Here is a 12631-nt window from a genome sequence, read left to right as displayed (position 1 = left end):
TCTCGCGACGCGCTACCGCTCGCGCTCTCGTTCCCGGAGCACCGCCGCCCGGCACGCCGCCGGCGAGCCCCAGGCGTCGCGCAGCGGGCGCGCCTTGCGCAGCCACAGGGAGAGGTCGAGCTCCTCCGTGTAACCCACGGCCCCGTGGAGCTGGAGCGCCGTCATGGCCGCCGCGTACGCCGCCTCGCCCGCCGCCAGCTTCGCCGCCGCGACCTCCCACGGAGCCAGGCCCAGCGCCGCCGCCCACACCAGCGGCCGCGCGAACTCCAGGGCCAGGAGCGTGTCCGCCAGCCGGTGCTTCACGGCCTGGAAACCGCCGACCGGCGTGCCGAACTGCGTGCGCTGCTTCACGTACCGCACCGTGCTCGCCAGCAGGGCCTCGCCGACCCCCAGGCACTGGGCCGCCGTCAGCAGCCGCGCCCAGACCAGGGCCGTCCCCGCCGCCGCCAGGACCCGGGGGCCGGCGGCCAGCAGTTCCCCGTCCGCCGCGGGCCGGGACAGCCGGCGCGCCGGGTCCGTGGACCTCAGCGGTGCACCCGCGCCCGCGCCGGCACCCGCGCCCGCGCCGGCACCCGCGCCCGCACCCGGGCCGGCACTGGCACTGGCATCCGGGCCGGCACTGGCACCCGCACCCGCACCCGCGCCGGCACCGGCACCCGCCCCCGCACCCGCGCCCGCGCCCGCGCCGGCGCCGGCGCCAGCACCCGCGCCGCGCGCCAGCCGGAGCTCGCCCGCCGCCGACACCGTGAAGCAGTGCTCCGCCGCGTCCGCGTCCAGGGCGTACGGACCCCCGCCCGGCAGGGTCAGCGTGGCCAGGGCCTCGCCCGCCACCAGCCCCGGCAGGAAACGTTTCGCCAGCCCGTCCTCCCCCTCCCCCTCCTCCGCCCCCTCTTCCCCGAGCCGGGCGAGCTCCGACAGCAGCACGGCCGCCGCGGCCGTCTCCACCACCGGCCCGGGCACCCCCGCCCGCCCCAGCTCCACGAAGCCGAGCGCCAGCTCCACCGGCAGCGGCCCCAGCCCTCCCGGGGCGCCGTGCGCCTCGTCCGCCGCGAGCGCGAACAGGCCCGTCCGCGCGAGCCGCGACCACAGCGCCCGCCCCGGTCCGTGCTCCCCCGCGCCCCAGGCCCGTACGGCCGCCGGGACCTCCGAGGCGCCGAGCAGGGCGTGCAGCGTACGGGCGAAGTCCGACTGTTCGTCGGTCGGCAGGAAGTGCATCAGCGGCGGCCCTTCGGGAGGCCGAGCAGCCGCTCGGCGATGATGTCGCGCTGGATCTCGTTCGTGCCCGCGTAGATCGGCCCGGCCAGCGAGAAGATCCAGGGCTCCGCCCACGCCCCCTCCGCCAGCTCCGCCTCCGGACCCAGCAGGTCCAGCGCCGTCTCGTGCAGGGCGATGTCGTACTCCGACCAGAACACCTTGTTCAGACTGGACTCGGCGCCGATCCGCATCCCCGCCGCGAACCGCGAGGCGGCCGCCCAGGTGAACAGCTCGTACGCGCGCGCCCCGACCACCGCGTCCGCCACCCGGCCGCGCAGCGCGGTGTCCGCCGGATCCCCCTGCGCCCGCCACAGCGCGAGCAGCCGGTCCGCCGCCGCCAGGAACCTCCCCGGCGAGCGCAGCGTCAGCCCGCGCTCGTTGCCCGTCGTCGACATGGCGATCCGCCAGCCCTGCCCCGGCTCACCGATCACGTCCGCGTCCGGTACGAAGACCTCGTCCAGGAAGAGCTCCGCGAAGGCGGGCTTCCCGTCCAGCCGGCCGATGGGCCGCACCGTCACCCCCGGCGCGCGCAGGTCGAACATCAGGTACGTCAGCCCCTGGTGCGGCTTCCCGGCCCCCGGATCCGTACGGAAGATGCCGAAGGCCCGGTCCGCGAAGGCGGCCCGCGAGGACCAGGTCTTCTGCCCCGACAGCAGCCAGCCGCCCCCGGTGCGCACCGCCCGCGACTTCAGCGAGGCCAGGTCCGAGCCCGACTCCGGCTCCGACCAGGCCTGCGCCCAGATCACCTCGCCGCTCGCCATCGGCGGCAGCACCCGCGCCCGCTGCTCGGCGCTCCCGTGGTCGAAGAGGGTCGGCGCGAGGAGGCTGATGCCGTTCTGCGAGACCCGGCCGGGTGCGCCCGCCGCCCAGTACTCCTCCTCGAAGACCAGCCACCGCTCGATGTCCACGCCCCGGCCCCCGTACTCGGCGGGCCAGGACACCGCCGACCAGCGGTCCGCGTGCAGCCGGGCCTCCCACGCGCGGTGCGCGGCGAAGCCCTCCGCCGTCTCCAGGGAGGGGAGGGGGGAGTCCGGGACGTGCTCGGCGAGCCAGGCGCGGGCCTCGGCCCGGAAGGCCGTCACCTCCGGTGCGTGGGTCAGGTCCATCAGCTGTCCGCCTCCGTCGCAGGGGCCTTCGGGCGAGTTCCCCCGGCACGGCGAGATCCCTCGGCAAGTGTTCCCTAACAAGTGTTTGGTAGGTTAACGTACGGCCATGAGCATGAACACCCCCGACTACGTGCGGGGTCACGGGCTGCTCCAAGGCCGTACGGCCGTCATCACCGCCGCCGCCGGAGCCGGGATCGGCGGGGCCACCGCCCGCCGCTTCCTGGAGGAGGGCGCCCGCATCGTCATCGGCGACGCGCACGCCCGCCGCCTGAAGGAGACCGAGCAGGCACTCGGCGCCGAGTTCGGCGCCGGCCGCGTCACCTCCCTGCCCTGCGACGTCACCGACGAGGACCAGGTCGGGGCCCTGTTCGCGCTCGCCGAGCAGACCCACGGCGGCCTGGACGTCGTCGTCAACAACGCCGGCCTCGGCGGCACCGCCGCCCTCGTCGACATGACCGACGAACAGTGGGGCAAGGTCCTCGACGTCACCCTGAACGGCACCTTCCGCTGCACCCGCGCCGCCCTGCGCTCGCTGAAGGCCTCCGGCCGCGGCGGGGTCGTCGTCAACAACGCCTCCGTCGTCGGCTGGCGCGCCCAGACCGGCCAGGCCCACTACGCCGCCGCCAAGGCCGGGGTGATGGCGCTGACCCGCTGCGCCGCGCTGGAGGCGGCCGAGTTCGGGGTACGGGTCAACGCGGTCGCCCCGAGCCTGGCCATGCACCCGCACCTGGTGAAGGTCACCAGCGAGGAACTGCTGACCGAGCTGACGGCCCGCGAGGCCTTCGGCCGGTACGCCGAGCCGTGGGAGGTCGCCAACGTCATCGTGTTCCTGGCCAGCGGCTACTCGTCGTACATGACGGGCGAGACCGTCTCCGTCAGCAGCCAGCATCCGTAGGCCCAGAATGGGCCCGTGCCAACGAACAAGCCGACAGCCCGGCCGACAGCCAAACCGCCAGCCAAGAAGCCCCAGGTGAGCGCCTCGCCCGAGCGCCGCCGCGAGCTCCTCGACACCGCCGCCGAGGTCTTCGCCGCGCAGGGCTACAACGCCACCACCGTCCGCAAGATCGCCGACGCCGCCGGCATGCTCGCCGGCAGCCTCTACTACCACTTCGATTCCAAGGAATCGATGCTCGACGAGATCCTCTCGGCCTTCCTGAACGAGCTGTGGCAGGGGTACGACACCGTCCTCGCCGCCGGCCTCGGCCCCCGGGAGACCATCGAGGCCCTCGTCACCGAGTCCTTCCGGGAGATCGACCGGCACCGCGCCGCCGTCGCGATCTACCAGAAGGAATCCCGGCACCTGTCCGCGCAGCCCCGCTTCCACTACCTCTCCGACTCGCAGCAGAAGTTCGAGAAGGCCTGGCTGGGGACGCTGGAGCGCGGGGTCGCCGCCAAGGCCTTCCGGGCCGACCTCGACATCCGCCTCACCTACCGCTTCGTCCGCGACACGGTGTGGGTGGCGGCGTCCTGGTACCGGCCGGGAGGACAGCACAGCCCCGAGGAGATCGCCCGCCAGTACCTGTCGATGGTCCTGGACGGGATCGCCGTACGCAGCTGACCCCCGAAGGAGCACCCGTCATGCCCGAGGCCTACATAGTCGAAGCCGTACGCACCCCCGTGGGCCGGCGCGGAGGAGGCCTGTCGGGCGTCCACCCGGCCGACCTGGGCGCCCACGTCCTGAAGGCGCTGGTGGAGCGCTCCGGGGTGGACCCGGCCGCCGTCGAGGACGTGGTCTTCGGCTGCCTGGACACGGTGGGCCCGCAGGCCGGGGACATCGCGCGGACGGCCTGGCTGGCGGCGGGGCTGCCGGAGGAGGTGCCGGGCGTCACCGTCGACCGCCAGTGCGGCTCCTCGCAGCAGGCCGTGCACTTCGCGGCGCAGGGCGTGCTCTCCGGGACCCAGGACCTGGTCGTGGCGGGCGGGACCCAGAACATGTCGATGATCCCGATCGCCTTCGCCTCACGGCAGGCGGCGGAGCCGCTCGGCCTCACGCAGGGCCCGTACGCGGGCAGCGAGGGCTGGCGGGCCCGGTACGGGGACGCGCCGGTGAACCAGTTCCACGGCGCGCAGCTGATCGCGCAGAAGTGGGGGATCACGCGGCGCGACATGGAGGAGTTCGCGCTCCGCTCGCACCGGCGGGCGATCCGGGCCCTCGACGAGGGCCGCTTCGCGCGCGAGACGGTGGCGTACGGGGACGTGCGCGCCGACGAGGGCCCCCGCCGGGACACCACCCTGGAGAAGATGGCGGGCCTGAAGCCGGTGGTCGAGGGCGGCACGATCACCGCGGCCGTCTCCTCGCAGGTCTCCGACGGCGCGGCGGCCATGCTGATCGCCTCCGAGCGGGCGGTGGCGGAACACGGCCTGCGGCCGCGGGCCCGCATCCACCACCTGTCCGTACGGGGCGAGGACCCGATCCGGATGCTCTCGGCCCCGATCCCGGCCACGGCGCACGCCCTGAAGAAGACCGGCATGTCGCTGGACGACATCGACCTGGTCGAGATCAACGAGGCCTTCGCCCCGGTCGTCCTGGCCTGGCTGAAGGAAACGGGCGCCGACCCCGAACGGGTGAACGTCAACGGCGGAGCGATCGCACTGGGCCATCCGCTGGGCGCCACGGGGGTGAAGCTGATGACCACCCTGCTCCACGAACTGGAGCGCACGGGCGGCCGGTTCGGGCTCCAGACCATGTGCGAGGGCGGCGGCCAGGCCAACGTCACCATCATCGAGAGGCTGTAGCCGGAAGCCCGCCGGGGGCTATGCCCCCGGATCTTCCACCCCCGACACGCAGGCGGGGCTGGGTGCCGGCGCCGAGGTGTGCTAGCTTGGAGAGCGTTGCAGTTGTGGTACCCATGAACTTTATGTGCGCCTGACGGGAATGTTCCTCAGGCGCTTTTATTGTTTTGCCGGAATCTCCGGATGGGGCCCTTTGCCGCCTATTCAGGAGATTTAAAATGGCACTTGGCACCGTGAAGTGGTTCAACTCGGAAAAGGGCTTCGGCTTCATCGAGCAGGACGGCGGCGGCCCGGACGTCTTCGCCCACTACTCGAACATCGCCACCCAGGGCTTCCGTGAGCTCCAGGAGGGCCAGCGCGTGTCCTTCGACGTCACCCAGGGCCAGAAGGGCCCCCAGGCGGAGAACATCCTCCCCGCCAACTAAGTACTTCAGCATGCCGGGGTCCGCACCGCGAGGTGCGGGCCCCGGCTTGTCTGCTGTCTCGATCTTTGCTTTACCTTGCCGGTTTCAGGAGGGCTTTCTCGCATGACCAGCTCCAGCTCCGCACGACCCAGCCGCCGCCCCACCCGGGGTCGAGGTGCGGCCCAGGGACGTCCGAAGGCTGGCGCGGGACGGCAGAAGTCCGCCCCCGTCGCCAGGCCCCAAGAATTCACCATGCCCGAACCGCTGACCCCGGCCCTGGAGCCGGTCGCCGCGTTCGAGGACATGGGCATGCCCGAGGCGCTGCTGAAGACCCTCGCCGCCCAGGGCGTCACCGAGCCGTTCCCGATCCAGGCCGCGACGCTGCCGAACTCGCTCGCCGGCCGTGACCTGCTCGGCCGCGGCCGTACCGGCTCCGGCAAGACGCTGGCCTTCGGCCTGGCACTGCTGGCCCGCACCGCCGGCCGCCGCGCCCAGCCGAAGCAGCCGCTCGCGCTGGTCCTCGTACCGACCCGTGAGCTCGCGCAGCAGGTGACCGACGCGATGGCCCCGTACGCCACGTCCGTCAACCTGCGGATCACGACCGTCGTCGGCGGCATGTCGATCAACCGGCAGTCCGGCGCCCTGCGCCGCGGCGCCGAGGTGCTCGTCGCCACCCCCGGCCGTCTGAAGGACCTCATCGACCGCGGTGACGCCGACCTCTCCCAGGTCGCGATCACGGTCCTCGACGAGGCCGACCAGATGACCGACATGGGCTTCATGCCGCAGGTCACCGCGCTGCTCAAGCAGGTCCAGCCCGAGGGCCAGACCATGCTGTTCTCGGCGACCCTCGACAAGAACATCGACAAGCTCGTCAAGATGTTCCTGCACGACCCGGTCGCCTTCTCCGTCGACCCGTCCGCCGGTGCGGTCAGCACGATGGAGCACCACGTCCTGTACGTCATGGACGAGACCGACAAGAAGGCCGTGGCGACGCGCATAGCCGCTCGCGACGGCCGGGTGATCATGTTCGTGGACACCAAGCGCGGTGTCGACCGCATGGTCAAGAAGCTCCTGGCCGACGGCGTCCGCGCCTCCGGCCTGCACGGCGGCCGCTCGCAGCCGCAGCGCAACCGGACCCTGGACTGGTTCAAGACGGGCGAGGTCACCGCGCTGATCGCCACCAACGTGGCCGCCCGCGGCATCCACATCGACGACCTCGACCTGGTCGTCAACATCGACCCGCCCACCGACCACAAGGACTACCTGCACCGCGGCGGCCGTACCGCGCGCGCCGGCGAGTCCGGCAGCGTGGTCACCCTGGTGCTCCCCGACCAGAAGCGGGACATGTCCCGCCTGATGTCGGACGCCGGGATCTCCCCGCGCACCGCGCAGATCAAGTCCTCCGACGAGGAGCTGTCCCGGCTCACCGGCGCCAAGGAGCCCTCGGGCATCCCCGTGGTCCTGGAGGTGCCGCAGCAGCCGGCTCCCGCGGGCCGGCGCTCCGGTGGCCAGGGCGGCGGCAGCGGCCGTTCCGCGAACCCGCGCCGTCGCACCGGCGGCTCCTCCGCCGCGCAGGGCGGTACGCCGGCCGGTGCGGGCGAGAGCCGTCCGCGCCGGGCGCGCTCCGGTGCGGGTCAGGGCGGTGGCGGCCAGACCGGTGCGCGCGGCCAGGGCGGCCAGGGCGGCGCCCGCGGTCAGGGCGCCGGCGGCCAGGGTGGCGCGCGCCGTCGCTCCGGTGGCGGGCGTCCCGCGGCGGGACGTACGAGCTCCTGAGGCTCTGACAGGCATTCCGGTACGCCGGGCGGCGCGAGGTGCGCTGCCCGGCGTTCTGCTGCCCGGGGCCCGACCGGCTACCTGACCGGCTGCCCGTCCGGCTGCCGTCCGGCTGTCGTGCGGGCCGCCGCGCCAAGGTCACCCCGGCGGTGGCGGGGTGTCGAGCGACCGCAGGTGCGCGAGCACACCGTGTGCCTCGGCCATGACGCGGGCGACGAGCTCCGCACAGGACGGCAGGTCCTCGATCACCCCCGCTACCTGGCCCGATGCCATGACACCGAGGTCCGTACGGCCCTCGACCATGGACGCCTTGAGGAGCATGGGGGTGTTCGCGGCGAGCAGGACCTGGCTCCAGGACAGGTCCTTGCCGTGTTTCATCGCGAGGCCGTCGCGCACCATCTGCGGCCAGGACAGGCCCGACAGCCTGCGGAAGGCGGCCGCGTGCCGGACCGCCCGGGCCAGCGCCCGCGTACGGCCGGCCCGCTCCAGGGACGCGACGAGCTCGGTGCGGAGCATCCGGTGCGGCAGTCCGTCCACGGCCGTCGTGACGGTGACGTCCTTGACCCCGGCCGCCAGGTACCGGGCCTTGACCGCGTCCGGGACGGTGGAGTCCGAGGTCAGCAGGAAGCGGGTGCCCATGGCGATGCCCGCGGCCCCGTACGAGAGGGCGGCGACCAGGCCGCGGCCGTCGTGGAAGCCGCCCGCCGCGACCACCGGGATGTCGACCGCGTCGACCACCTGCGGCAGCAGCACCGTCGTGGCCACGTCCCCGGTGTGCCCGCCGCCCTCGCCGCCCTGCACGATCACCGCGTCGGCCCCCCAGGCCGCGACCTTCTCGGCGTGCCGGCGGGCCCCGATCGAGGGGATCACCACCACGCCCGCGTCCTTGAGCCGGGCGATCAGTTCCTTCGACGGGGCGAGCGCGAACGAGGCCACCCGTACGCCCTCGTCGATGATCAGCCGGACCCGCTCGGCGGCGTCCCCCGCGTCCGCGCGCAGGTTCACCCCGAACGGGGCGTCCGTACGGGAGCGGACCTCGCGGACCGCCGCGCGCAGCTCGTCCACGGTCATCGTCGCCGAGGCCAGGATGCCGAGCGCGCCGGCGTTGGCTGCGGCCGAGACCAGCCGCGGTCCGGCCACCCAGCCCATGCCCGTCTGGACGATCGGATGCTCGACCCCGACCAGCTCGGTGAATGCCGTCCGTATCGCCATCGGCGTCGCCATCCCCTCAGGCCCGCACTTCCCGGTCGCGCAGCCCCTTCGGGTCGATCACCTCGCGGATCAGCCGCAGCTCCTCGGCGGTCGGCTCCCGCGTGCACGGGACCTCGCCCGTGACCGCCGGCTCGAACCCGGTGGCCGCCCGGACCTGTTCGACGGAGACGCCCGGGTGCACGGAGGCCAGGCGCATCGAGTGGTCCGGACCGGCGAAATCGAAGACGGCGAGATCGCTGACCACCCGGGGGAGCCGGTGGAAGCGGGTCACCCCGGCCGCCTCGGCCCGGTCGTAGCCCACCCCGCTCACCATGTCGACGCGCTCGACGAACACCCGCGGCGAATGCCTCGGGATCCAGTAACTCACCGGATTGTTCAGCGTGTTGACGGGAGCGCCGCGCACCCCGAGGAGCTGGCGGGCGGGCCGGGACCAGTCGCCGATGCAGGAGATGTTCTGGTTGCCGAACCGGTCGATCTGACTGGCGCCCATCATCACGTGCCGCCGCCCGCCGGTGACCATCGTGAGGTGGCGCCGGTACGGGAGCCAGCCCTCCGTCTCCCCGTCGAGACCGACGAGCAGGGCCTCGCCGTCGGTCAGCAGGAGGTCGGGGGAGAAGGTCCGCTTCGCCAGCCGGGCCCCGAAGGAGGGGATCAGGCCCATCGGGCTGGCGAGCACCTCCCCGTTGTCGCGCCAGGCCTCGGCGCAGGCGATCACGCAGTACTCCGCCCGGGAGACGTCCGTCGCCGTGCCCACCGTACTCGCTGCGCTCACCGCTGCTCCTCGTGCCAGGCCCGGACGGCCGACTGGTAGGCGTGCTCGCTGCCGCCGGAGAGGAAGCGGGCGGAGAACTCCGGCCAGGGGGTGGCCGCGTACAGCTTCTGGAAGGCCTCGTCGCGCCCGTAGTCGGGGGCGCAGGAGGTGAAGTGCGCGCCGTTCGGGGTCTCGACGACGCCCGTGACGGAGTGTCGGCTGACCAGCAGGGACTGCGGGGGCCCGGCCTTGGAGAGCTCGGCGGTCTCCACGAGCTGCTCGCAGGAGACGTACGCGGCGTCGGCGCCCTCGCAGAACAGGTCGTCGAAGTACGGGTCCGGGCCCAGGTACTGGGCGTTGCCGAGGCGGTCGGCGCGGTTGAGGTGGACGAGGGCGGCGTCCATGCGCAGGGCGGGGACGGCGACGAGCTCCTCGCCGTCGGCGTAGGGGGAGGTGACGGTCCGCAGCTCGGGGTTGACCCGCATGACGTCGGAGCCGAGGCCGGCGCGGACGGGGAGGAAGGGCAGCCGGTTGGCGGCGGCGTGCAGGCCCCACATGAACATGGCCTCGTCGTACTCGGTGAGGGTGAAGGCGCCGCTCTCGCGGGCGGCCCGGAAATGCGGCTCCAGCGGGATCGAGTCGAGCGTGGCGAAGGGGGCGACGAGCCGGCGGATCCGGCCGGCGGCCGCGAGCACGCCGACGTCGGGGCCGCCGTACGAGACCACGGTGAGATCGGTGATCTCGGACCGGAGCAGTGCCCGCACCAGGGCCATCGGCTTGCGCCGCGATCCCCAGCCGCCGATGCCCAGCGTCATCCCGCTGCGCAGCTGCCCGACCACCTCTTCGGGGGTCATCGTCTTGTCGGTCATGAGCGTTCCTTCCCCGCGGTCGCTCCCGCCGCGGACTCTCCGAAGGCGTCGCGGACCCGGTCGGCGACCCCGCTGAGGTTGGCCTCGAAGGTGAACCCCTGCTCGAAGCGGTAACTGCGCCGTACGTCGACGGGGTCGATGCCGTTGATGGCCGCCTTGGCCAGGCGGATCAGGTAGCCGTCCTTCCGCGCGATCTCGGCGGCCAGCTCCAGGGCCGCGTCCCGCAGTTCCGCGCGCGGGACCACCTTCCACACCGAGCCGTGCGCGTGGAGTTCGGCGGCGGTCGCGGTGCGGGAGGTGTAGTAGAGGGCGCGCATCAGGTGCTGCGGGACCAGGCGGGCCAGGTGGGTGGCGGCGCCGAGCGCGCCCCGGTCGAGCTCGGGGAGTCCGAAGGTCGCGTCCTCGCTGGCCACGATCGCGTCGGCGTTGCCGGCGAGGCCGATGCCGCCGCCCAGGCAGAACCCGTGCACGGCCGCGACGACGGGCACCTCGCACTCGTACACGGCGGCGAAGGCCTCGTAGCAGCCGCGGTTGGCGCCGATGAGGGCGCCGTGGCCGGTGTCGCGCTGCATCTCCTTGATGTCGACGCCGGCGTTGAAGCCGCGGCCCTCGGCGGCCAGGACGACGCACCGGGTCCCGGGATCCCGGCCGGCGGCGCGCAGGGCGTCGGCGAGCTCGTACCAGCCCTGTACGGGAAGGGCGTTGACGGGCGGGAAGTCGACCGTGACCAGTGCGACGCCCTGGTCGGGGCTTGAGGTGGAGACACCCATGAGAGGATCAGCTACCTTTCCACCAAACATTTGTTAGGTGAGGAAGGTAGCAGCCTATGGAGCTCGACGGGAGGGTCGTCGCCGTCACCGGCGGAACCCGCGGCGTAGGCGCCGGAATCGCCCGGTCGTTCCTCGAAGCGGGCGCGGAGGTCGTCGTCTGCGCCCGCCGCCCGCCGCGGGAGGCGGTGTCCGCGGCCGGCCGCACGGCCTCGTTCTCCGCGCTGGACCTGCGCGATCCGGCCGCCGTCGAGGAGTTCTTCGGGGCGGTCGAGCGCCGGTACGGGCGGCTCGACTGCCTGGTCAACAACGCGGGCGGGACCCCGTACCGGCTGCTGGGGGAGGGCGAGGCGCAGCGGCACGCGCGGGTCGTCGAGCTGAACCTGCTCGCCCCGATGACGGCCTCGCTGGCGGCGTACCCGCGGCTGCGCGAGACGCGGGGCTCGGTGGTGATGATCGGCAGCGTCAGCGGAACCCGGCCATCGCCCGGGACGGCGGCGTACGGGGCGGCGAAGGCGGGACTGGAGAACCTGGCCCGGTCCATGGCGGTGGAGTGGGCGCCCGAGGTACGGGTGAACTCGCTGGTCCTGGGCATGGTGCGGACCGAGCTGGCGCACCTGCACTACGGGGACGAGGCGGGGATCGCGGCCGTCGGGGCGACGGTTCCGCTCGGCAGGCTGGCGGAGCCCTCGGACGTCGGGGCGGCGGCGGTGTTTCTGGCATCCGGCCGGGCGGGGTATGTCAGCGGGGCGAGCCTGCTCGTGCACGGGGGCGGGGAGCGCCCGGCGTTTCTGGATGCGGCAACGGTCAACAAGGAGAGCTGAGATGGGACTTGCCGAGGGTCGAGTGGTCATCGTGACGGGCGCGGGGCGGGGGCTGGGCAGGGCCCACGCGCTGGCCTTCGCGGCCGAGGGGGCCAAGGTCGTCGTCAACGACCTCGGGGTGGGACTGGACGGGCAGCCGGGGGAGGACAGCCCGGCCGGGCAGGTGGTCGCGGAGATCCGGGCGCTGGGCGGCCAGGCGGTGGCGCACGGCAAGGACATCGCGTCCCCGGAGGGCGCGTCCTCGCTGGTCGGGGCGGCACTGTCGGCGTTCGGCCGGCTGGACACGCTGGTCAACAACGCCGGGTTCCTGCGGGACCGGATGCTGGTGAACCTGGAGGAGGCGGACTGGGACGCGGTGATGCGGGTGCACCTGAAGGGGCACTTCCTGCCGCTGAAGTACGCGGCGGCGCACTGGCGGGCGGAGGCGAAGGCGGGCCGGGCGGTGGCGGCGCGGGTGGTCAACACCTCGTCGGGGGCGGGCCTGCTGGGCTCCGTCGGGCAGGGCAACTACAGCGCGGCGAAGGCCGGGATCCTCGGCATGACCCTGGTCGCGGCGGCGGAGATGGCCCGGTACGGGGTCCAGGTCAACGCGATAGCCCCGGCGGCGCGGACGCGGATGACGGAGCGGACGTTCGCGGGGACGATGGCGGAGCCGGGGGAGGGGGCCTTCGACGCGATGGCCCCGGAGAACGTGTCGCCGCTGGTGGTGTGGCTGGGCTCGGACGCCTCGGCGGGGGTCACGGGCCGGGTCTTCGAGGCGGAGGGCGGCCGGATCACGGTGATGGAGGGCTGGCGACCGGGCCCGACGGCGGACCGCGGAGCCCGCTGGACGCCGACGGAGGCGGGCGAGACGGCCACGAAACTCCTCGCGGAATCCGAACCCCCGCACCCGGTCTACGGGGCGGAGTGACCGGGGCCGCGCCGGGTGGGGCGGGGGT

At 73.7% G+C, this 12631-nt stretch carries 13 protein-coding genes; 7 read left to right on the top strand and 6 right to left on the bottom strand.

Annotated features, from left to right (window positions below):
* Positions 1-12: 12 nt before the first annotated feature.
* Together ADK52_RS10700 and ADK52_RS10695 are read right to left on the bottom strand one after the other, a co-directional pair.
* A complete protein-coding gene (locus ADK52_RS10700; RefSeq protein ID WP_053689527.1) occupies positions 13-1215 on the bottom strand; it encodes an acyl-CoA dehydrogenase in 1203 nt (400 codons plus the stop codon).
* Positions 1215-2360 (bottom strand): acyl-CoA dehydrogenase family protein, encoded by a 1146-nt coding sequence (locus tag ADK52_RS10695; protein ID WP_053689526.1) that lies wholly within the window; start codon positions 2358-2360, stop codon positions 1215-1217. Before ADK52_RS10695 ends, ADK52_RS10700 begins: the two co-directional genes overlap by 1 nt.
* Before the next feature lie 112 nt (positions 2361-2472).
* Here ADK52_RS10695 and ADK52_RS10690 point away from each other — a divergent pair, with 112 nt between their 5' ends.
* The 5 genes from ADK52_RS10690 to ADK52_RS10670 all read left to right on the top strand — a co-directional run bounded on the left by ADK52_RS10690 (position 2473) and on the right by ADK52_RS10670 (position 7270).
* Positions 2473-3255: an SDR family oxidoreductase gene (locus ADK52_RS10690; protein ID WP_053689591.1), complete on the top strand. Its 783-nt coding sequence runs from the start codon at positions 2473-2475 to the stop codon at positions 3253-3255.
* Positions 3256-3270: 15 nt separating this feature from the next.
* Positions 3271-3918 (top strand): TetR/AcrR family transcriptional regulator, encoded by a 648-nt coding sequence (locus ADK52_RS10685; protein ID WP_053689525.1) that lies wholly within the window; start codon positions 3271-3273, stop codon positions 3916-3918.
* A 20-nt stretch (positions 3919-3938) separates the two neighbouring features.
* Positions 3939-5096: an acetyl-CoA C-acetyltransferase gene (locus ADK52_RS10680; protein WP_053689524.1), complete on the top strand. Its 1158-nt coding sequence runs from the start codon at positions 3939-3941 to the stop codon at positions 5094-5096.
* A 215-nt stretch (positions 5097-5311) separates the two neighbouring features.
* Positions 5312-5518, top strand: a complete 207-nt coding sequence (locus ADK52_RS10675) for a cold-shock protein (protein ID WP_030707191.1) — start codon at positions 5312-5314, stop codon at positions 5516-5518.
* Between the two features lie 102 nt (positions 5519-5620).
* A complete protein-coding gene (locus ADK52_RS10670; RefSeq protein ID WP_053689523.1) occupies positions 5621-7270 on the top strand; it encodes a DEAD/DEAH box helicase in 1650 nt (549 codons plus the stop codon).
* Between the two features lie 138 nt (positions 7271-7408).
* Here ADK52_RS10670 and ADK52_RS10665 read toward each other — a convergent pair whose 3' ends face one another.
* The 4 genes from ADK52_RS10665 to ADK52_RS10650 are packed head-to-tail and all read right to left on the bottom strand — an operon-like array spanning position 7409 to position 10872.
* Complete coding sequence (locus ADK52_RS10665) at positions 7409-8476, bottom strand: NAD(P)H-dependent flavin oxidoreductase (RefSeq protein WP_053689590.1); 1068 nt, start codon at positions 8474-8476, stop codon at positions 7409-7411.
* Between the two features lie 22 nt (positions 8477-8498).
* Positions 8499-9254, bottom strand: coding sequence for a CoA-transferase subunit beta (locus ADK52_RS10660; RefSeq protein ID WP_053689522.1), 756 nt, complete (start codon positions 9252-9254; stop codon positions 8499-8501).
* Complete coding sequence (locus tag ADK52_RS10655; protein ID WP_053689521.1) at positions 9251-10102, bottom strand: CoA transferase subunit A; 852 nt, start codon at positions 10100-10102, stop codon at positions 9251-9253. Before ADK52_RS10655 ends, ADK52_RS10660 begins: the two co-directional genes overlap by 4 nt.
* Positions 10099-10872 carry an enoyl-CoA hydratase family protein gene (locus ADK52_RS10650; protein WP_053689520.1) on the bottom strand — a complete coding sequence of 258 codons (774 nt, stop codon included), beginning with the start codon at positions 10870-10872 and terminating at the stop codon, positions 10099-10101. The genes ADK52_RS10655 and ADK52_RS10650 overlap by 4 nt, the downstream gene beginning before the upstream one ends.
* A 56-nt stretch (positions 10873-10928) precedes the next feature.
* Between ADK52_RS10650 and ADK52_RS10645 the strand changes: the two genes are divergently transcribed.
* Together ADK52_RS10645 and ADK52_RS10640 are read left to right on the top strand one after the other, a co-directional pair.
* Entirely contained in the window at positions 10929-11693 is a 765-nt protein-coding gene (locus ADK52_RS10645) for an SDR family oxidoreductase (protein ID WP_053689519.1), read from the top strand.
* Position 11694: 1 nt separating this feature from the next.
* Entirely contained in the window at positions 11695-12603 is a 909-nt protein-coding gene (locus tag ADK52_RS10640) for an SDR family oxidoreductase (protein WP_053689518.1), read from the top strand.
* The last annotated feature ends 28 nt before the right edge of the window (positions 12604-12631 follow it).

The sequence above is a fragment of the Streptomyces sp. WM6372 genome, from assembly GCF_001279655.1.
Taxonomy (GTDB): Bacteria; Actinomycetota; Actinomycetes; order Streptomycetales; family Streptomycetaceae; genus Streptomyces.
This window is presented reverse-complemented; position numbering and strand designations above follow the sequence as displayed.

Coding starts and splice junctions, on each gene's coding strand:
- ADK52_RS10700 (WP_053689527.1), bottom strand. CDS start 1,215: ATGCACTTCCTGCCGACCGACGAACAGTCGGACTTCGCCCGTACGCTG.
- ADK52_RS10695 (WP_053689526.1), bottom strand. CDS start 2,360: ATGGACCTGACCCACGCACCGGAGGTGACGGCCTTCCGGGCCGAGGCC.
- ADK52_RS10690 (WP_053689591.1), top strand. CDS start 2,473: ATGAACACCCCCGACTACGTGCGGGGTCACGGGCTGCTCCAAGGCCGT.
- ADK52_RS10680 (WP_053689524.1), top strand. CDS start 3,939: ATGCCCGAGGCCTACATAGTCGAAGCCGTACGCACCCCCGTGGGCCGG.
- ADK52_RS10675 (WP_030707191.1), top strand. CDS start 5,312: ATGGCACTTGGCACCGTGAAGTGGTTCAACTCGGAAAAGGGCTTCGGC.
- ADK52_RS10670 (WP_053689523.1), top strand. CDS start 5,621: ATGACCAGCTCCAGCTCCGCACGACCCAGCCGCCGCCCCACCCGGGGT.
- ADK52_RS10655 (WP_053689521.1), bottom strand. CDS start 10,102: ATGACCGACAAGACGATGACCCCCGAAGAGGTGGTCGGGCAGCTGCGC.
- ADK52_RS10650 (WP_053689520.1), bottom strand. CDS start 10,872: ATGGGTGTCTCCACCTCAAGCCCCGACCAGGGCGTCGCACTGGTCACG.
- ADK52_RS10645 (WP_053689519.1), top strand. CDS start 10,929: ATGGAGCTCGACGGGAGGGTCGTCGCCGTCACCGGCGGAACCCGCGGC.
- ADK52_RS10640 (WP_053689518.1), top strand. CDS start 11,695: ATGGGACTTGCCGAGGGTCGAGTGGTCATCGTGACGGGCGCGGGGCGG.